General features: G+C 43.2%; 18 protein-coding genes. 10 read left to right on the top strand and 8 right to left on the bottom strand.

What is annotated here, in order from left to right; genetic code table 11:
• Nucleotides 1-68: 68 nt before the first annotated feature.
• The 3 genes from BET10_RS13520 to BET10_RS13510 all read right to left on the bottom strand — a co-directional run bounded on the left by BET10_RS13520 (nucleotide 69) and on the right by BET10_RS13510 (nucleotide 3,681).
• Complete coding sequence (locus tag BET10_RS13520) at nucleotides 69-1,226, bottom strand: helix-turn-helix domain-containing protein (protein ID WP_070986109.1); 1,158 nt, start codon at nucleotides 1,224-1,226, stop codon at nucleotides 69-71.
• A 91-nt stretch (nucleotides 1,227-1,317) separates the two neighbouring features.
• Nucleotides 1,318-2,178, bottom strand: a complete 861-nt coding sequence (locus BET10_RS13515; RefSeq protein WP_139158576.1) for a helix-turn-helix domain-containing protein — start codon at nucleotides 2,176-2,178, stop codon at nucleotides 1,318-1,320.
• A 6-nt stretch (nucleotides 2,179-2,184) separates the two neighbouring features.
• Nucleotides 2,185-3,681 carry a DUF3612 domain-containing protein gene (locus BET10_RS13510; protein WP_070986107.1) on the bottom strand — a complete coding sequence of 499 codons (1,497 nt, stop codon included), beginning with the start codon at nucleotides 3,679-3,681 and terminating at the stop codon, nucleotides 2,185-2,187.
• A gap of 172 nt (nucleotides 3,682-3,853) precedes the next feature.
• Between BET10_RS13510 and BET10_RS13505 the strand changes: the two genes are divergently transcribed.
• The 7 genes from BET10_RS13505 to BET10_RS13475 all read left to right on the top strand — a co-directional run bounded on the left by BET10_RS13505 (nucleotide 3,854) and on the right by BET10_RS13475 (nucleotide 11,913).
• Entirely contained in the window at nucleotides 3,854-4,336 is a 483-nt protein-coding gene (locus BET10_RS13505) for an aldolase/citrate lyase/malate synthase family protein (RefSeq protein ID WP_070986106.1), read from the top strand.
• A 208-nt stretch (nucleotides 4,337-4,544) separates the two neighbouring features.
• Nucleotides 4,545-6,443 carry an alkaline phosphatase D family protein gene (locus BET10_RS13500; RefSeq protein ID WP_070986105.1) on the top strand — a complete coding sequence of 633 codons (1,899 nt, stop codon included), beginning with the start codon at nucleotides 4,545-4,547 and terminating at the stop codon, nucleotides 6,441-6,443.
• Between the two features lie 315 nt (nucleotides 6,444-6,758).
• Nucleotides 6,759-7,622 (top strand): tryptophan 2,3-dioxygenase, encoded by an 864-nt coding sequence (kynA, locus tag BET10_RS13495; RefSeq protein WP_070986145.1) that lies wholly within the window; start codon nucleotides 6,759-6,761, stop codon nucleotides 7,620-7,622.
• A gap of 20 nt (nucleotides 7,623-7,642) precedes the next feature.
• On the top strand, nucleotides 7,643-8,830 hold the full coding sequence (locus BET10_RS13490) for an aminotransferase class V-fold PLP-dependent enzyme (protein WP_070986104.1): 1,188 nt from the start codon (nucleotides 7,643-7,645) through the stop codon (nucleotides 8,828-8,830).
• Nucleotides 8,831-8,935: 105 nt separating this feature from the next.
• Nucleotides 8,936-9,301, top strand: coding sequence for a cupin domain-containing protein (locus BET10_RS13485; protein WP_070986103.1), 366 nt, complete (start codon nucleotides 8,936-8,938; stop codon nucleotides 9,299-9,301).
• Nucleotides 9,302-10,471: 1,170 nt separating this feature from the next.
• Nucleotides 10,472-11,263: a PhzF family phenazine biosynthesis protein gene (locus BET10_RS13480; RefSeq protein WP_170829158.1), complete on the top strand. Its 792-nt coding sequence runs from the start codon at nucleotides 10,472-10,474 to the stop codon at nucleotides 11,261-11,263.
• A gap of 44 nt (nucleotides 11,264-11,307) precedes the next feature.
• On the top strand, nucleotides 11,308-11,913 hold the full coding sequence (locus BET10_RS13475; RefSeq protein ID WP_070986102.1) for a DUF998 domain-containing protein: 606 nt from the start codon (nucleotides 11,308-11,310) through the stop codon (nucleotides 11,911-11,913).
• 120 nt (nucleotides 11,914-12,033) lie between these two features.
• On the opposite strand, the gene BET10_RS13470 is transcribed toward BET10_RS13475, so the two are convergent.
• From BET10_RS13470 to BET10_RS13460, 3 genes are all read right to left on the bottom strand, one after another.
• Complete coding sequence (locus BET10_RS13470) at nucleotides 12,034-13,185, bottom strand: serine hydrolase domain-containing protein (RefSeq protein ID WP_070986101.1); 1,152 nt, start codon at nucleotides 13,183-13,185, stop codon at nucleotides 12,034-12,036.
• A gap of 114 nt (nucleotides 13,186-13,299) precedes the next feature.
• Nucleotides 13,300-14,349 carry an acyltransferase family protein gene (locus BET10_RS13465; protein ID WP_070986100.1) on the bottom strand — a complete coding sequence of 350 codons (1,050 nt, stop codon included), beginning with the start codon at nucleotides 14,347-14,349 and terminating at the stop codon, nucleotides 13,300-13,302.
• 72 nt (nucleotides 14,350-14,421) lie between these two features.
• On the bottom strand, nucleotides 14,422-14,943 hold the full coding sequence (locus tag BET10_RS13460; protein ID WP_070986099.1) for a GNAT family N-acetyltransferase: 522 nt from the start codon (nucleotides 14,941-14,943) through the stop codon (nucleotides 14,422-14,424).
• Between the two features lie 298 nt (nucleotides 14,944-15,241).
• Here BET10_RS13460 and BET10_RS13455 point away from each other — a divergent pair, with 298 nt between their 5' ends.
• Entirely contained in the window at nucleotides 15,242-17,377 is a 2,136-nt protein-coding gene (locus tag BET10_RS13455; protein ID WP_070986098.1) for a hypothetical protein, read from the top strand.
• 13 nt (nucleotides 17,378-17,390) lie between these two features.
• Here BET10_RS13455 and BET10_RS13450 read toward each other — a convergent pair whose 3' ends face one another.
• Nucleotides 17,391-17,909 (bottom strand): cytochrome b, encoded by a 519-nt coding sequence (locus tag BET10_RS13450; protein WP_070986097.1) that lies wholly within the window; start codon nucleotides 17,907-17,909, stop codon nucleotides 17,391-17,393.
• Nucleotides 17,910-18,203: 294 nt separating this feature from the next.
• On the opposite strand from BET10_RS13450, the gene BET10_RS13445 reads away from it, so the two are divergent.
• Together BET10_RS13445 and BET10_RS13440 are read left to right on the top strand one after the other, a co-directional pair.
• The gene (locus BET10_RS13445; RefSeq protein ID WP_070986096.1) at nucleotides 18,204-18,440 is read left to right on the top strand and encodes a hypothetical protein; all 237 of its coding nucleotides are present in this window, start codon (nucleotides 18,204-18,206) and stop codon (nucleotides 18,438-18,440) included.
• Nucleotides 18,433-19,284: a hypothetical protein gene (locus BET10_RS13440; RefSeq protein WP_070986095.1), complete on the top strand. Its 852-nt coding sequence runs from the start codon at nucleotides 18,433-18,435 to the stop codon at nucleotides 19,282-19,284. The genes BET10_RS13445 and BET10_RS13440 overlap by 8 nt, the downstream gene beginning before the upstream one ends.
• A 93-nt stretch (nucleotides 19,285-19,377) precedes the next feature.
• On the opposite strand, the gene BET10_RS13435 is transcribed toward BET10_RS13440, so the two are convergent.
• A complete protein-coding gene (locus BET10_RS13435) occupies nucleotides 19,378-20,160 on the bottom strand; it encodes an MBL fold metallo-hydrolase (RefSeq protein WP_070986094.1) in 783 nt (260 codons plus the stop codon).
• Nucleotides 20,161-20,180: the final 20 nt, after the last annotated feature.

Raw genomic sequence — 20,180 nt, 5'->3', positions numbered from 1 at the left:
GTAATTTGATGCGTGCAGTATGCGAAGTTTGTGCTATCGAGTCGTCGTAATGGGCCTATTCGAACGAATTAATTCGTTATTTTTTCGTGTTCTACGAGTTTTTCTTGTTTTTTAAATGCTGAAGGCGTCAGGTTTGTCTGTTTTTTAAAAGCGGTGTTAAAGGTAGATTTTGAATTAAAACCAACCTCATAAACGATAGTAGACACTAACTTATCTGTAGTTAGCAGCAGCGTTTTAGCCAATTCAATTCGGTAACTGTTTACGAAGTGAAAAAAGTTCATTTGTAGGTGCTGCGATAGGGTTTCCGAAATATGGTTCTCACTGATACCAATTGCATTGGAAAGCTTGTTAAGAGACAACTCCTCATCCATAAACATTTGATCTTCAAACATAACTTTTTTAAGTTTAGCTGAAATCTGTGCCATTTTCTGCTCACTCAGAGTGGTAGCTCTGGTTTCGCTTTCGTTTGGCTTACCTTTTTCAGAATCATCTAGCACCGCCTGCTTTAACGCCAAATGGGCAAAAGCGATTAACACCACGGCTTCAAATAATGGCAACACGATACCCGTACCAAACCAGCGCCACCCGAAAAATACCATAACGTATTCTACTGAATACATAAACCACGCAAGCCCCCAAAGAATGAGTACCACTTTGAACCAAGCCATTGATTGACGTTCGATGGATGAGAATTTATCCATTAGTTGTAAACAGTGGCGACGGTGTAGCTGCAAAGTTGCGGCCAAATACCCCCCCGTGAAAACAACAAAGACCAACATAGTGCCTACGCACATAAACAGCGCAAATTTATAGTGTTCGGGGTTTCGAGTAAGGGGATCTGCCAACGCGAGCTTTTCAGCTGAACTGAGTCCAAACACAAAGGGTAACATTGGCAAAATCGCCAGCACGGGCCCAGTTAAAGCTATCAAGTAAGTTCGTCGCGAGGGCGCACTATTTGGAGACATACAGGCATAGGCATACAAATATAAAGCAGGCCCCAACAGCATTCTAACTGGCAACTGCGCACCAACCAGTGCAGGGGCATATTGATATGCACCTGAATAGAAGAACAGCTCCCCCAACACATTGAGTAGCAACAACAGCAGTAGCCCGCTTAAAAATACACTTGGCTTTTGTTTTTCTTTGCTGAGCACATCAACAAGGGCAAGTACCGTCACCCCTACCATGCTTGAATAGATGATCGTTTGTACAACATCAATGTTCATTTAAATTATAACCAATTGTTTTATTTAATTATATTTATTTTTCGACCATTATTGCGGCGATAAGTAACACCATGCAAACCCACAGTCCATGTTAATCTTTTTGCTCAATTGGGTTGTATACACCCGCAAAACGTTTGTTTATCTGTGTAATGGTAGCTGAATCAAAACCGTTCTCTTTAAAATATACTGTGGGCGTGCAATTAAGTATCCCTTTGAATTCTCTAATTAAGTGTGCTTGGTCGTAAAATCCTGCCGCTATCGCAGCATCCGTCATGGACGGCAGTTTACCTGAGTGTGCCAACATCAAAAAGTGATTAAGCCGCCAAATTTGGCTCAACTCTTTTGAGAGCAAGCCACAGTGTACTAAAAAGTGCTTACGAATAGTGACCTTACTTAGACAAAAACTGTCACATAGGGCGTTAACTTGAATATCTCCCTTGTGCCCAAGAATGTAATTAGTCTCAGCTCTAAATAACGTCGGCACAGTAAAGTTCACTTTGCTCAGTACATTATTTACTAGCCAAATTTGCGCCAGTTCGCTACATACCGCAAGTAGCGTCTTTGCTGTTTGAACCTTGTTTTCACTCAATATATTTATGACTTGATTGGCGAGTGTATGGCCGCCAAAATTGTCAGCGATATTTTGCAGAGTATTTTTTATTTCTAGCGCATTAAACTGAGGAAAGGGTAAAAGTGCGAATGGCTGCAAGCGGATACTGAACACCCAACAGAGAGCTTGCGCGGTTAGTTGATACTGGCAAGTATGCTGCCCCACCAGCCACATTGATGGCTGGAATCTTTGTTTATCGGTGCCGTAATACCGCATGTGTGTGTTGATAAAAATATCAAAGACCCCTTGTGGGATCACCTGTTGATTTCCCACCACCCGCTCTAACCAAAAGCATTCCACATCGTCGATTAAACATGGCATGGGCAAACATTCTAATTTCACTGTGCGCTACACCTCATAGCAACCCGGCTGACGTGGACAAGCATTGCCACGTGTACAAATCACTCTAACTTCGCTGCTTAAACCGCGTTCTATCCAGCCTATATTTAAAATGCGCGCCACGCTCAAAAGTTGTTGTTTTAGCGCATGTGGGATCACACTGGCGCCACCGTGTTTAATACACAAAGCTTGTAGCTCTGATACAACCGCCTCGGCATCCATTCCCTGCGCGATAATTGCGGGGTTAAGATCAACACCTGCGCACAACACGTGAGAGTTGCCAGCTAAGTCTTTGACTTGTACCGATTCACAACAATACAGCCTTGGCTTGCCATCCACCAGTAAAATTGACAATTGCGTACTGCTTTGCAAAGACAACTCGGCAAACTTTCTAAATACCGCCCAGTGCTGACAAGGGTCTTGCACCGTTCGCATATTTCCCCATGGCAGCGGAATTCCATTACCACGATACACAGCTTTCAACTTGCCAGGCTGGTAGGCATCAAAATAATGCCAGTGTGGGTAAGGTGAAACCACTGTCATACGCCGCATCGCAACTGACGCGGAGATATTCAGTTGCTTATGAATACTCACCTCATAACCGTGACTGTCTAGCAATTGGCGAAAGGGTGCTTTTGGGCATAATAAAGCGCCCGCAAAGAAGCTGGCTTCAAAGTCACGCCAAGCATTTAAAATATCCTGTGCGTTGGGGGTATCATTGCTGCTGTGTGAATTTTCCTGAGCCCCCCCCACCGTTAGCCGACATTGCAGCCCTTCTTGATTATGTAATACCGTATGACCGATATGCACTGCCAAGTCATACTTCAAACGACTTTCGCGACTTTTCAGTACGCTATTTAAATACACCTTGTTTGGCGCACTAAAATAAGAGGTGGTGAGATGTTGAGTCACCTCGCCTTCTTGTCCTAACTGCGTGCTGTTGGGTTCATCAAACCAGTGCAATTCAAGGGCATGTGAACGGGCGATTGCCATCAAATCATCACTCGTAAGATAGAGGTTTTTGTTACCGACCTCTTCAGCGGCGCGCTCTAAGTCGGGAAAGTGGTTTTGATGATGCTCTTGGTGTGCGCGTATCAACAAATGTGCAAATTGACGGCCACTGATCCCTGTTTGGGATAACATCTCTGGTATAGCAATTTGTAAAATATCATTCGAGAACAAGAAATTTGGCTCTAGAGCCATGCCAGCTATTCCCCCATGATTGCCCTTTTCTGGGGTGATATTGGTCGCTTCAGATTCGTTGTCTAAAAACCAAGAGATGGGTTTTTGAAACACCTCTGAGAGGTTTTCAAGCATACTTTGGCTGGGCGTGCGTTTACCTCGCTCAATCATCGACAGATAGGACACTGACGGGGCCGATTGCGCATCTACTCGAATACATCGGGCTGATAAGTCTTCTAAAGTGAGGTGGTTGCGTTTTCGCAAGTTACGAATTTTTGTGCCCAGAAAGTGGGATTTTCGCATCAAACTTTGTTCTTTTTTCATTATTTTTATTCCAACAAACGTTTCTGCCTATGTTTAAAAATAACACAATTTGTAAAATTTACACTGTAAAATTCTTTTTGTGAAATTATCTAAAAAAGTCGCATACACTCATTTTGAACACTCTCACAAATTACGTAAACAATTAAAGCGACCAGGAATGAGGTAACACACTATGACAGCACTCACCCGTTCAAATTTTGAAACACAACCGCAAAGTTGCCAAAAACTCAGCATTGCAAAGCAGTATCTTGATCAGCATTGTCCATTAGATCATGGCTCTCATCAGCAAGCCACCCACTATGTTGTTTACTATAACCATCTGATGGCATTCTTTGCAGATGGTAGTCACTGTGGCCTGAAATACCCCAAGCAATTTGTTGCCCTATGTGGCCACAGAGACGACCCCAGTGCTATTTTGCTTAAAAAAGCCGATAACTTACACATTGAGATAGCGTTCAATCGCTGCGGTGAAACCGGTAAAATTGACCATGCCAACATCGATGATATTCAGGTAGAAACGCAACTAAGCAGTGTGGATCAGCAAGCTCAACACACTCAACTTAATCGTTTATGGATGAGCTTTTTAACCGGCGTGCAAACCGCTACGCTTTGTAAACAATACACGGCGAAGGATGGCAGCGATTACCTGCTGTAAATGACCGATGTAAACATCAAAAAGGCGCAGAATACGCTGTCAGTGCCCTTTTGATGTTATCGCCGCTTCTAGATTCACCACGCTTTACCCTAAACACACTATCTGCGGCGCTTTTACAAGCTGCCCATGCTGGCATTGTACTTACACCAGTCTTAGCGCTATATTTCCTTCTCTTCATGGAAATTCATAAAAAGAAGGAATTATGGATATGAAAGTACTTTGCGGCCCCATGCTCAGACGAGTTGACTCTCAAACAGCTTGTATATTTTTAGTGTTACATGGGCTATTTGATAAACAGGCGCTTAGCGCCACAACCTCGCTGATGATGGCGCCCCTGAATGACGATGTACACATTGACAGCATTCAAATTGGCAACAATTTAAATGCTGTTATGATCACGCTTAACGCGCCTCAAAGCGGCTGGCCAGAACGCGATTTGATTCACTACGATTTACGCTATAACAATACCAGCCTCTTTCAAAACCAGTTCTTTAATGGCCCACTGCCCGTTTATGCTGGTCATGCTCTACCATGTTTTCGGTATGTGGCAAACAATCAAAAAATATTAAATGCCTCTTGCCGCAAACCTCACGGTGCCAAGCAAGATGCGTTGGCTGCCTATGATAGAAGCGTTGAACACAGCAACAAGCTAGACACGCTGCCTGATGTGGCATTTTTCACAGGCGACCAAATTTATGCCGATGATGTTGACCCGCAAATTGCTAAATACCTGTTTGAGCAATCGCAGTTGTTATTTAACGATGAAGCGCTGGCAAACCCTGTTGATAACAATACTGCACATTGGCAAAGTCACTTAAGCGAGCTTGGCTGGCAAAATCGACACTTATTACTGAATAAAAAAGAAGGCTTTTACACCACAGCAGGGCACCAACATTTAATTGGCTTTGCGGAATATATGCTGATGTACATGTTGGCATGGGGTGGCTTATGTCATGATCTTCCTCCCCCAGACAAGCAACGACCCAAAAAGCATGATGCTTTGCCATACAAAGAAGCCAAACAGCTCAGTGAGCTTTGGAAAAGTTACAACAATGCCAACACATTTGTAAAACAAAGCTGGCGCGTTAGGCGCTTATTGGCCCATGTGCCAAGTTATATGATGTTTGATGACCATGAAGTGACCGACGACTGGAACCTAACCCAACAAATTACACAGCAACTGAGCCACCCCAGCAGCCTAGGCCAACAGGTGGTGACCAATGCACTGGCGGCGTTTACCATTTGTCAGGCGTGGGGCAATAACCCAGCGCAACAAAAGCCGCTGATTGAGGAGGTTTTACCAGATCTTATCAATGCGTTACCAAGTTATAATGCGCAAAGCTATCAACAGACCTTTGAGCGCCTTAACAACTTGAACTTTACAACGCTTGCGCCAACCTCGCCGCCGGCATTGTTGGTCGATACCCGTACCCAGCGCACTTTTCGCTCAGACAAACCGCTATATCCGCTGCTTGTCGATGATGGTGCGTTAACCCATATTCGCGATTTGCTTGCGAGCCTTGATGAGTCAACGGAGCGATTATTGGTGCTCTCGCCCGCGCCTATGTTTGGGTTTACTGAGCTAGAACAGATACAACTTGGCTCTGTAGATATGCTCAAACACACCGCTGCAACAGCCGTGGATGGCGAATGCTGGATTAGTGACGAGCAGCAATTAGAGAAGTTTTGTGACGCCATTACCTCTGTTAGCAATTTAAAACAATGTTATGTGCTCTCCGGTGATGTGCATTACGGCTTTTGTCGCAAGAAAACGTTAGCGCACCCAGCTAATGCGCATAATGTTAACTTTTGGCAACTGACCAGTAGCTCTATCTCCAACCGCCCCAAAGGCGCGATGGAACTGGCGTTGGGTGCACTGCATAAAAGCACCGTATTGGGTTTATCAGTTAATCCATTTAAGAAGAAACATACCCAGTATCTAAAACCTGAACGCTGGCAAGGCAAGTTCCTCTCAGGACATTTAAATCTGGGCATACTTACGCTTGATGCGCCAGACTCGCATCGTTACTCAATGCATGTGCTTAGGCCAAAAGGCGAATGGAAAAAGTGGGAATATGATTTAAGCAAGCCCGACTTGCTGGAATAGGCAACAACAAGGCACGGGTGTTTGACCCACCCGCCTTAAACTGCTGGTGTCAGTGTGAGGCGTAAAATTGCACAAGATGTTACCTCCCCCAGCGATGTAACATCTTGAACAATAGATAAATAAACACATGTCTCTAAACATACTGATGTATGGTAATTTGTTCCGCAAGCTGTGTGTAAAGTTATTTACACACTCACATCACCACAACTGATGTTTACTCTTTGTTGTTCTGTTAATTGGTTGTTATTCTTGGGCAAACTACCTTTAGTCGCATACACAGCAATACTGCGACTTGTGCAAAAGCAGGACAAAACCATGAGTTGCCCATACCATTCTGACAACAAACCTAGTAATTACCGCGCCATGGAAAAAGACATTCATACCGATTTTAAGGATGATATGTCGTATGGTGACTATTTAAACCTTGAGAAAATTCTTAGCGCCCAGCACCCATTGTCTGATCAACATGATGAAATGCTCTTTATTGTTATTCATCAGGCCAGCGAACTGTGGTTGAAGCTGGCAGGTCACGAGCTAAACGAAGCCATTATAAACATTAAAAGTGGCGACTTCGGCCATGCTTTTAAGGTGATCTCTCGCGTAAAGCAGATCTTAAGCCAACTCACTCAGTCATGGGGCATTCTCTCAACGTTAACACCCGTTGATTATCTAAAGTTTCGTGATGCGTTGGGCCACTCTTCAGGCTTTCAATCATATGGCTACCGTAAGATTGAGTTTTTGCTTGGTAATAAAAATACCGAATTGCTCAAAGTTCATGAAAGCAACCCAAGCGTACACAGTGAACTGAGTGATATTTTGCATAAACCTAGCCTCTATGACGAAGCACTGATCGCACTAAAAGCTCAAGGCTTACCGATTGACCAAAGCGTATTAGACAGGGACTTTAGCCAACCGTATGAAGCCAATCAAAGCGTGTTAGACGCGTGGCTGATGGTGTACCGTGACGCCGATAAATATTTCCATTTATATGAGCTGGCCGAAAAGCTGGTTGATATCGAAGATAGCTTTCAACAGTGGCGCTTTAAGCATATGTACACAGTACAGCGTATTATCGGAAATAAGGTTGGGACTGGCGGCTCATCTGGGGTCGAGTTTCTTAAAAAAGCGCTGGATATCAGCTTCTTCCCAGAACTATTTGAACTGCGCACGCACCTGTAACCCGACTTGGAGCCAAAACTATGACCACAGAACTTGCGCTGGCGCTACAGCCTCACTACAGCGATTTTCAAGTTGATAAGCGCATTTTGCTCTCTGGCCACTCTCACCAAGCTTGGCCTAATGTTGCCAAAAATGGCTTGCTGGAATGCTATCAGGATGCCGCTTTGCATGTTGACGACAAATGGTCGAACGCCTTTGCCAAAGCACAGCGCGTAAAAGACTTCTACGGCGCATTGTTGGGTGAAGGTGATGCTGAGATCACGCTGGGTGCCTCAACCCATGAATTGCTGCTGCGTTTTTTATCGGACCTAAACTGTTTCAAACAACCTACCTCACGCGCGGTTAAAATTGTTACCACCGATGGTGAGTTTCACTCCATGCGCAGGCAGTTAAATCGCTTTAAACAACTCAATATGCACATTGAAGTGGTGCCCGTTGCTCCCAGCGAAACGTTGGCACAAAGGCTCATCGACAAAATTGACGCGCAAACCGATGCGGTGATGATCTCTGCGGTGTTTTATGGCACAAGTGAGATTTTTAGAAGTGTTGGCGCTGTTGCCCAGCACGCCCACACGCTCAATGTACCTTGCTTAGTTGATACCTACCACGCGCTCAATGTGGTGCCATTTGATATCAACGGCTGGCAACTTGAACATGCTTTTATCGTCTCCGGTGGCTATAAATACTGCCAAGCGGGTGAAGGTAACTGCATGATGCGCATCCCGAAAGGCTACAATGGTAGCCCGATTATCACCGGTTGGTATGCAGAATTTAGCGCGCTGGACCAAGCCCCCGGGCAAGTGGGTTATGGACCGGGTTCAAGCGCCTTTGACGGTGCAACGTACGACCCAAGCAGTCATTACCGTGCCGCTGCGGTGTTTGACTTTTTTACCGAGCAACAGCTCACACCTGAAAAACTAAGAGCCATCAACCAACAACAAATTGCCCAGTTGAAAAACGGCATTGCCGCGGTGCCCAAGTTAGCAAAGGCCTTTACACTCGCAGCTCACCCGCTTGAAAACAATGGTGGCTTTCTTGCACTCACCACCCACAACGCCAGCCAATGGGTTGCCAAACTGCATGAGTGTGGCATTCAAACCGACAGCCGTGGTAGCCAGTTAAGATTGGGGCCCGCGCCTTACATCAGCGAAGCGCAAATTAATCAGGCCTTAAACATAATGGAAGATATTGTTGGTCAATTAGCGTAATCTAACCCACAGCCCCCAGCAAAATAGCTGGGTGCTGTCCCCTTTCAAAGAAGATAAAACCCCAGCCAAAATCGCTTTGGCACTGCATTAATTAAGGATAAACCGATGTCATCAGAGAAAATAAACTTACAAGACAAGCTGGCAAAATTCAGTGAGCATTGGTCGCCGCGCGTCATTGCGCAAATGAATGATTACCAGTTTAAGCTCGCCAAATTTCAAGGCGAATTTACTTGGCACGCCCACACAGATACCGACGAAGTGTTTTTGGTGATTGAAGGCAATATGGGCATCGAGTTTAGAGACAAAGTGGTTGAACTATCAGCCGGTGAAATGTACGTCGTCCCCAAAGGGGTTGAGCACAAACCCTTTGCACAGCAAGAATGTAAAGTCATGTTGGTAGAACCCGCCGGCGTGGTCAACACCGGCGATGCAGGCGGAGAGCTGACAGCCCAAAATGATGTGTGGGTTTGAGGCTATTAACCTCAGTAATTCGCACTGGGTTCCAAATTTTAGGTTGTGGGATAGTGTTGGTTGTTATTCCAATGCTTGATTTGTACAGCTTTATTTGAATAAGTCTTAATTTTGTCTGCCAGATTCGATTAACCGGACTCAATCGAATCTGACAGTCGCATATGTGCCAGAAGCGGACCTTTAAGGCGTGCATCTGACACTCTGTTGGGTGGCGCCTTCAGCTTAACCAACCTACCTGTTGACGTAGTTCGGCATAAGGAGCGAAGCGCCGCCATCCGACAAAAATGATGAATTTACTTCGAAACAACCCGACTTACCGCGTTATTTGCGAGTGTGAGTGTTTCTTCAGCGCTTTAACTTCTGCAAAAATCATTGCTAATTCAAGCTTTAAAAAGTGAATGATGAGGTCACGCCGCTCATCAAAATATCATTATTCACAATGGTGTTTATCAACGTCGGATGGCGTGGCTTTGCCACTTATCCGACCTACTTAGATTAACTGTAGGTTGGATAAGCCTAAGGCGCCATCCAACAATCTGGCACGCAACACATATCTAGCTGTAAATTTGCCTTTCCATCAGCGCTTTAACTTCTGCAAAAATCATTTCTAATTCAAGCTTTAAAAAGTGAACGGAGTGAGCACGCCGCACGTCAAAATATCATTACTCACATTGGTGTTTACCAACGTCGGATGGCGTGGCTTCGCCACTTATCCGACCTACTTAGATTAACTGTAGGTTGGATAAGCCTAAGGCGCCATCCAACAATCTGGCACGCAACACATATCTAGCTGTAAATTTGCCTTTCCATCAGCGCTTTAACTTCTGCAAAAATCATTTCTAATTCAAGCTTTAAAAAGTGAGCGGAGTGAGTAGGTCGCACGTCAAAATATCATTACTCACATTGGTGTTTATCAACGTCGGGTGGCGTGGCTTCGCCATTTACCCGACCGACTTAGACTAACTGTAGGTTGGATAAGCCTAAGGCGCCATCCAACAATTTGGCAAACCACTCATACATCAAGAGCAGTGATTAAGTAACCCCCTAACTCCAACACTCCTCTCCACTTTACATTTTTTAAATTGAATTGTGTTTAATCTTTGCGCACAATGACTTACATCAGGTGCTGGCATCTCAATGCCGCGTTATAAACCCAGTGGAGTGAGTCAATTGAAAATGGATATATTTGTTGTTGATGCGTTTACCAGTCAACAGTTTAAAGGTAATTCAGCGGCAGTTGTGCCCGTTAAAGACTGGCCAGCTGATCTGTTAATGCAGAGTATCGCCGCCGAGAATAACCTCTCGGAAACCGCCTTTATCAAGGAGGTCGATGCAAACAAATACCAGATCCGTTGGTTTTCTCCACTGACTGAGATTGATTTTTGTGGTCACGCCACCTTGGCATCGGCGTTTGTGCTATTTAATGAGTTTGGCGTTGAGGCCCAAATTGAGTTCATCACCAAGGCGGTGGGTAGCTTAACCGTTATGCTTAATGCTGATAACGAAATTGAAATGACCTTCCCCAATCAAAACCCCCAGAGCGTGTCATCCATACCAACGCAATTGCTCGCAGGGCTGTCAAAAACCCCCGTTGACGTGCTCAAAAATCGACAAGCGTACTTTGCTATTTTTGATAATGAACAAGATATATTGGACTTAACTTATTCATCTGAACAATTAAAGCAGCTCGCCCCCTTAGATGTGGTAGTCACTGCACGCGCCAATGATTATGACTTTATTTCTCGTTATTTTTGGCCTGCCAATGGCGGTGACGAAGACCCTGTAACAGGCTCTATTCACTCCGGTCTTGCGCCCTATTGGGCTGAAAAGTTAAACAAATCTGACCTCATCGCTTATCAAGCATCTAAGCGCGGTGGCGTACTCAAGTGCAGCGTGTCAGATGAGTCTATTGTGGTGTCAGGCAAAGGGGTGTTATACCTCAAAGGTAAAATTAACGTTTAGAACAGCCGTTAAAGTGACTTAAAGTTGACAAAGGGAGTTTTCAGGTGATTGAAAATATTGCAGTTTATAGTGGCCTTATCGCCACAATCTGGATTGTGATTGGGGTCTATGTAGCGGGCCGTTGCTACCCCGGTTACAGCCACACTAAACAATTTTGCAGCGAACTGGGCGCGGCGGGTAGCCCTACAGAAAAGCTGTCTCCGCTTATCAATAATTACCCTTTGGGTCTGCTATTTTGCTTATTTGGCTGGTATTTGGCGCAATTGCCTAATGTGTCTGTGCTTGTAAATATAACTGGTTGGTTCGTCATTGCCCACGGCGTGGGTACGTGGGTGGCGGGTTATTTCCCGATGGATGCAGACCCTTATACCAAAAAACCAACGCTAAGTTGTCAGCTACACGCTTGGGCGGGCATGATTATGTTGCTTTCGCTGCTTGTCGCGCCAATTTTAATTGCGATTAGCCCAACCACTGAACTTATCCCACTGACTTTTAGAATTTTTTCAGTTTTAGTGGTGATTGGCGCTAGTTATTTTCTATTTACCATGGCTCAAGCCATTAACAATCAAACCAATCCAGGTATTCATCAACGCATGTCTTACGGGTTGCAATTAATTTGGTTAAGTGTGTTGTCATTTATATTGGTGTGAAGGTAAGGCACAAGGATTCGATTCGGTGAGTGCGCTACCCGCCCGCTCGGCGATGCTGGTGGACATTTCCATCACAAAATTATTAAGCGAAGGCTTTTGAAGGCCTTCGCTTAATGGATGTTACTGGGCTTGTATTGAGACGTTATCAATCACGATGACCGTTATCTTTTCCAACGCATCAAACACTGCTCCATTACTTGCGTCATTGCACATTAATGTAAATGACAGTTTTAGCTGTGGATAGCGTGAAAAGTAGGTCAGCGTTCCCAGCCAACCACCCGAATGTGCATACTCTGTGTAACCTTTATGCTGGCTAACAAACTGACCATTGGCATAACGCACATTAGCATTGGGCGTAACATGCGTGTTCTCGGTGTTCATCATGTTGATAAGCGCAGCGGGGTCTTTACCCACTTTCGGTTGGTCAAATTGGTTGTTCCAAATCAGCATATCATCTAAGTTTGTGTGCAACCCGCCATCCCCCACCCAAAATAGGTTGGTCATATCGATAACATACCTACCGTTGTCATCTTGTTTATAACCTGATGCCCTGTTTTTAACTATCTCAACAGGGTCATCACTAAAGAAGGTATGCTTCATTCCCAGAGGTTTAAACATGTGTTCTTCACTAAATTGACGCAGTGATTTACCAGACACTTCTTCAACCAGCATCGACAGAAGAAAATAAGCTAAATTAGAATATTGGAATTGGGTATTTGGCTGGCGGGCCAAAGGCACCGTTTTTACCACATCATAAAATTCACTAATCGTCAGGTAGTCTTCATTACCGAGTCTAAACTCACCACCGGCTGCCGATTTTAAAGTTATTGCATGCTCGCTTTTCTCGCCTTCAAATGAAGAGGAGATAAGGTCGTAATCGCCCATACCCGCAACATGATCTAACATTTGCCGTATTGTCACCTTTGCCTTGTAATCAGGCAGCGTTGGCAAATAGGTGTGAATATCTTTATCTAAATCAATCTTTCCTTGCTGGGCCAATATCAACACAGCCATTGCAGTAAATTGTTTGGATACTGACGCCATGCGGTGTACTTGATTTCCATCCAAAGGCACACTGAGTTCAAGATTAGCCAGCCCATAACCCGCTTTATGAATAAACTGACCGTTATGGCTTATCCCCAAATTACAACCAGGCGTATCACTGCCGATGATCTCATTCATGATGCCATCAATCTTTGCAGTCAGTGACGACGAAGCGGCTTGCACGTTAAAGGCAAGAAGTGTACTTACAACAAGCGCGGTGTTTTTCATAATATCCCTTTGCAATTCAGTCGTTATCTTTTAGTTGATTTTTTAGGAACTCTACGCGCTAGGCACAAAAAAAGGAAGCACTATGTGCTTCCTTTTTAGCGACTGAGGCAGCGGTTAAATTACAGATTGAGACGTCACGCCCGAGTGGCTGCTTTGCTTGGCTGAGCCCGCGCGCCGAATAACCTTTGCAATGGGTCGCTCAAACAGTCGAAATGACAAGTAAGCTACGAGCACACTTAATATCAGCGACAGTGCCAGTTTTAATTCAATTGCAATAGATAACTGATTCACTGTGTGAATAATTGGCATATGTAGTAAATACAATGAATATGAGATTTGACCCACAAAGTCTCCCACTCTATTAGCTAGTAACACATTGTTGTCCGGTACTAAAAACACCACGCAAAAGAACACCGTTCCCATTAGCAGCAATACCTCATAACTCAGCCACATTCTATGTTTTGCATCGGATTTAACCGGTGAAAACTCTGGATATAGTAGTGGAATTAAACACAGCGCCAAAATAAACCAATGGCTTTTGAGATAATGGGGGATCACCATTGATTTATAATGCATGCCAAATAGCATCCCAACGAAAAAGAAGGGAAGTGATCTAAGCACATTAAACTCGTTGTATGGCACCCCTTTAATATCGCCGAATATTTTCGGGAAATTACCAAGGAACAACCCTATCATCAGAGCAACAACTAGCAGATAAATATACCCAGCGCGATTTTTGGCCAGCGCCCAAAATACGATAAAAACAAAGTAAAACTGTATTTCTGGCGGAATTGACCAAAGCACACTTTCGCCATACAAAAACAGTAAGTGACCAAGTAAATTATTAACATCGGGTATCTCATATAAGCTCGTGTTACCCGCCTGCGTTAAAAAGAAGGAACACAGCACAACCAGCAAATACAAGGGTAACACTCTGCCTGCTCGGGCTAAAAAGTAGCGACTCACATTCGTTTTAGTAAATTCCTGATTTAAATAGAGGTAAGACATCAAAAAGCCACTTAGCAAGAAGAACAACATCACGCCATATGCCCCTGAGCCGCCTCCCAATGCCCCATCGAGCCAGTTTGTAATATCACTAAAATGAGTGAAAAAAACGATAAGCGCAGCAAGTCCGCGCAAAGTATTAAGTTTTCTTATTTGCATAGTACTTCTTTAATTATTGTTATAGTGGCTTGCGAATTGCGAAGCGAGTATTTTTAACTTTATATCAGAAAGTTACTTGATGAGTGCCAAGGGTGATTGCCAAACGTAAATAAACTCTTTTACTTTATTCCCACACGGTGTGTGCCAATAACCCTGAGAATGTTTTTGCCCGCCTAACGCTTCATAAAAGCCAATTGCTTTTGGATTACACTCCAGTACTTCCAGATATAATCCGCAATCTTTATAGTAAGTTTGCGCCCACTTTGCAGCTGATATGATTAACTGGGTGCCAATCCCCTTTCCTTTAGCCTCTGATGTAACATGTAGGTTGTCAATAATACTGCCAAGCTGTGGGTGTTTGTCACCAAACACACAAATAAAACCGCTGAACACGCCATCTAACTGAGCAACCAAAACCAACTGATTGTCGCAAGGTGTCGTGAGTCGTTCGGTCCATATTTGGGTGCGTTCTTCAAGTACTCGATGTGCTAAATAATCACCAGACAATACTGAGCTGTAGTTTTCCTGCCAACTTTTGGCATGTAGTTGAGCAATGTTGGTAAGGTCATCCACATTGGCGGGTCTAATATGCATAGGGTAACTCCATGTAATTAAATACAAGCTGCTAACTTTCCTCATTCAAAAACTGCACCCGAAAGACCTGAGCATATTTAAACTGTTCGCTCGTGATATTACGCGATGCTTGCTCAATGACTCTCTCAGAGCTTGATATGAACAGAAAAAACGTTAACTTGCTTTATCTTAATGTCTAATTGCTTTAGTCTTAGAAGGCTTTGTTTTTAAATAATTATTTCATTTTTATTAATTAAAAAAACGCCCTTACACTAGCAGAAAAAATGTTTCAAACCAACGGAATGCGCCCAGAGACACTATGAGTAAAGCACGAGTTTATAAACCATCACATCTTAAAATGTTGTTTGCACGCTCTGGGAACCAATGTGCCATGCCAGAGTGTAAAAATAACCTTATCAATGAGCACAACGACACGGTTGTTGGCAAGATCTGCCACATAGAAGCGGCCAACTCGAAGGGCCCGCGCTACAATGCCAACATGAGTGATGAACAAAGAAGAGACATCACCAACCTGATTCTATTGTGTAGCGACCATCATGATGAAATTGACAATAAAGCGAATGTAAAAGTCTATACCGTTAAAAGGCTCAAAGACATAAAAGAGGCGCATGAAGCGAAGCATGGTAATTATCCGTATGTGATAAAGAAGCACCACCTAGACCAACTCCAGCAAGGGCTAGACGAGCTACATGAGAACCTCGACAATACAAAAAAAATCGTCACGCAAAGCCAAGAAGTACTCGATGAGGTTCATAAAAACACCGCTGAATGCTTGGAGAGAGTCGAAGAGCTTGCCACCTTACTTACCAACAATGGCGGCGCTAATGCACAACAAGAAATTGACAGTTACAAAGCGCAATTTGGTATGTTTGACTGGCTAACGGGCAGGCAAATCAATACATTCGCACAGATCATCAAAGAGCACTGTGACCACGTAGAAAACAAAAGAAAGAGCTTTATATTCACGCAAAACTTAATTCTAGCGGTGTTTAAGTTGACCAAACTAGGAGAGATCATCACGTCTTGGAACCAAAACTCGAAGTCACCAGAGCGCTTAGATCATCTGCAATTTATTCAGTGTGGAATAATGGCACACGGTTGTTTGGAGCAAATACCTAAAGATATCTTAGAGGATGTCAGGCTATTCAAGCAGATATTTATTCATCCTTTATATTTTAATGGTTATCTACGCACCTTTGTATTGGAGCTGCAAGAGGCAAAAGCACTTGGAATTGATTTAATTGAACACTATCAACAGGATGCTTATCTGTTTGAAAACTTAACGCGGATATTCTCATCATTAAAGAGGTTTCTTGAGATCAATGTAGAAGATATCTACCCTGATAAAAAAGCAGCCCATATAGTAGAAAATCTCCCTCAAGAATTCTTATTACTCACTACTTCTGAAGGAGTTTCTGTCAGGCATTTGCATGAATGTGACAAAGTATTCGCTAATCTCCCAGCACACCCTTCGTTTCCAATCAAAGACAGTCAAATTGTTACCAGTCGCGGTAAAACCATCATTATTAGCTTTGATGCCCGACGTTGCTTCTATTGGGATCCAGAGCAAGATTTAGTTGAGTCAACATTTTTTAAAACCCCCGCAGGTGAAGAGATCAGAGACATATTCTGTGATGTCTCTGCCAACGGCGCTATTAATTGCTTTGTTCAGCTTGAACGACAACTCACACAATTTGTTGATTTTAAGCAAACGCAAAGCGTGAACTTACCAAAAGCTTTTGTGCTATCACGTCATCAAAACGGATTTGTAGGATTGGACCGTTCGGCTTTACCAAAACAGCCTTTTCTCTGGTTCATTGATGAGTCATTCAAATTAAAACAAGTACTTACATGTCAACAACTCTACACTATCATAGTGAATAGCCACGAAGTCCAACAATGGCATAAAGAAAAACTAGCACAACCATATACTCTGCTACATTGGCGTAATGAGAATTACAACCCCCATGTTCAAAGCCTTAATCACTTAGCTAAAGATGTCATCTTAATCAGAACAAAAGTTTACTTTTGCAGCGTACTTATCTTCTTAAAAGTATCTGATGGGATGTATGAGGTCATAAACATCTTCAGGCTGCACAAGGCAGTCTCTATTTCAGTGGATGCAACCCCTCACCATGACAATATTATGTTGTGTTGCGGTTATTTAAATATGAATGACAACAATGTGTCCTGTGACTTCATTGAACTTGAAGACTTCAGGCCTATTAACATCACCAGCGTACAAAATAGGAGTTCTAACATTACAAAGATCTCTGATGTCCACCAAGTTCAACTCGCCAACAGCAATGAAGTCTATCTCAATGAAATGAATAATAAACTGATAAGGTACAACTGCTCTGATAACACTTTTGTGGAGTACAGTTTTGAGCACGAAGAACTATACAAGATTACCTTATCGACCCACCCAACATAACGAGCAAAGGTACTTAAAGCATCCTTTTTAAGATTGGCTTGCCAGTATATTGGTGCCATACAACAGCACCTACATGCACAATAATCAAAACCGCCAATATATAACTGGCGTAATGGTGTATTGTTGAAAACCACTCACACAACCACACATCTTTGAGTAAAGGCGTTATGCTTACAATGCCAAAAACTTGAAACTCAAGGCGCATCATTAGCACCCCAGAGATAATTATAAGCATAATTAACAAATACATAAATATATGAACACTATGAGCACACTTCGCTTGTAAAGCGTTGAGTGTACCCTGATAGGCAGGCTTTTGTGTTCGTAGTGCATGAACCACCCGCCCACAGAATATGGGAATAAATACGGTTGTTAGAGAGATATTAAACTCACTAATGAGTATTTGCCATTCACTTTCTACCTTAACGACAGCAAGGAACAGCCCCGAAAATGTAGCCCAGAGGATCACCACCGCGGATACCCAATGAAACACTCTCGCAAGCCTATCAAATTTAGTCACCGACATTTTCATATTGATGCACTCAAAATTACTTTAGATGACACTCTAAAGCCCTAAAGGTTAATTTTTGGTTAAATATGTAGCCGGTTTGAATATTAGCTATTTTAGGCAAATTTCAAGGGTGATATGTGCCAGCAACGATTACACACAGCGCTTATTTCTTCCATCTGCACCCTGCCATGTTTACTACTTTAAATCAGTTATGAACCATTAGGCGTAATTACATCTGAGGCGTTGCTTGGCAATAACCCGTTCGGTATCTATATTTGAAAGGCTATATTGCTAACCTTTTCTAGGGAATTGAGGATGGTTAAGAAAATAATAGGCATGATAATCAAATGGGTTGGTATTAGCGGACTCATTGCAACATTGTTGATATCAGTGGCTATTTGGGCTTTCTACGATATTTCAGATAACAACGCGAGACTTGACGCATCAGAAACCACAGGCATGATGCTTTTTGTATTATTGTTAGTTTCCACGTTGAAAGCGCTGTACCTCTTTGCCAAGAAATTAAAAGAAAACAGAGGTGAAGATGTCTAATTCATTAAAAGCTCTTTTTGTTTTGATAGTTGCAACGATACTTTCATCGTGCAACTCCTCTCAATATAGTGAGGTGGGTGCAGCTGCACACCAAACATCAAATAAAACAGTGCAAACCGACTCAGTGGATGGAAAAATACAACTGATGCTCAGAGGGTTTCTTGACTCAGGCTATGGTCTTGATAGCTCCTATGCATACTATTCCTACTTAATCATCACTGAGAAAAGCCCTGATAACTTCGGTAAAAGGCTGGCTGCTGCAACAGCATTTATGTGTGAATTTAGCGATGTCTCTAAAGCCTCGGACATGGAGCTTCCCCCTCATGAGCTTGCAATATTTCTAGCGCCGATTAATTCAGGCACGAACACATCCAAACTGAAACAATCGAGATCAGGAGAAGAGCTTTTGTATGTGTACAATTACGATCATTCAAGAACAATAGCAAAAGCAATTAAACGCGTTGAGCCTGACAGTACACTGAATATAGCTATCGTATCTTACCCTAGACCTTTACATTACCCTCACACAAATTTTAACTACATAAGCCGTGAAGCTTTATATGTTGTTGAGTTATCTGGCACGCCTCCAGCACAGATAAGAAAAGTGATTGAAAAGTTCAGAAGGTCAGTGACAGGCTCCAAAGCTAAACAGGTCTCAATTGTTACAGAATGGGACGCTAACACAGGCGAAATAATTACTTCAGAAACCGCCAACGTGCCGAATATAAACTCTGTTGTTTACACAAGCTGGGCTGATAGGATGAGGGTCGTGTTTGCCTCTTTAGGTGCTTTTATGAACTCAGTTGTACCTACAGCGCAAGCATCGACGATGGAGTGTCAATAACCTCCGCTGAGGTTAAGTAACCTGAACTCGGCCTAAGCAGTATGTAGGCACTGCAAACACCTACATACTGTGAAATAAAAGCCACCACTGTAATTATTTGCCGCTATCAATCACTGTAAAGGTTCTTTCGATAAAGCGTTTAAAGGCAGTTTCAGGGATAAAGTTCTGCTTATTAGCGAGATTGAAATTGTGCAACAACGCTTTCACGTTATCGTTATTCATGATTTCTTCGACGCTCATGCCTTTGTCTTTTAAGACTTTGATTTGCTCTACCCATGCTTGGGTGTGTGCTCTAAACTGGCGTAACTCCACTTTGCTCGTCGGCTTACCATGCCCCGGAATGATAAGACTATCCTCATTGCCTATGTTGAGAATTTTCTCGATGGCTTGATTAAACCCAGATAGACCACCTGAGTAAAATGTTGGGTGCCAACTGGTGTCATAAATATCACCAACAAACACACTATTGCTTTTACTGTGGTAGAAAACTTTATCTTTTGAAGTGTGTGATTTAAATACAAACTCTGTAAATTCAGGTAGCTGACTAACTGTTTCAACAACCTTGCTGCCCTGTTCAACAAAGTAGGTGTTTCCACCTGTATGATCGCTATGTTGGTGGGTATTTAACACGTAGCTCACTGGAACTTTACTGTGCTGTTGTATGATTTGGTATAGCGTGTCTAGGTTTTTCTCACCAGGCATTGGGTCTATCGCCACAACGCCCGCATCAGTTTTGATGAGTCCAATGTTGGTGCCATAATCCTTTTCTGTGATGATAAAAGCACGCTTCGACACGCTAGTGACTTGAAAATTTGACGTATCACAAAGCGCACACGCCGAGTAAAACATCGCAACCAAAAGCAATTTGACTCGCATACCATTCCCTTTCTTATAAT

It is taken from the genome of Pseudoalteromonas amylolytica, from assembly GCF_001854605.1.
Classification (GTDB): Bacteria; Pseudomonadota; Gammaproteobacteria; order Enterobacterales; family Alteromonadaceae; genus Pseudoalteromonas; species Pseudoalteromonas amylolytica.
Note: the sequence above shows the minus strand (reverse complement) of the source record. Positions and strands in the feature narration are given on the sequence as shown.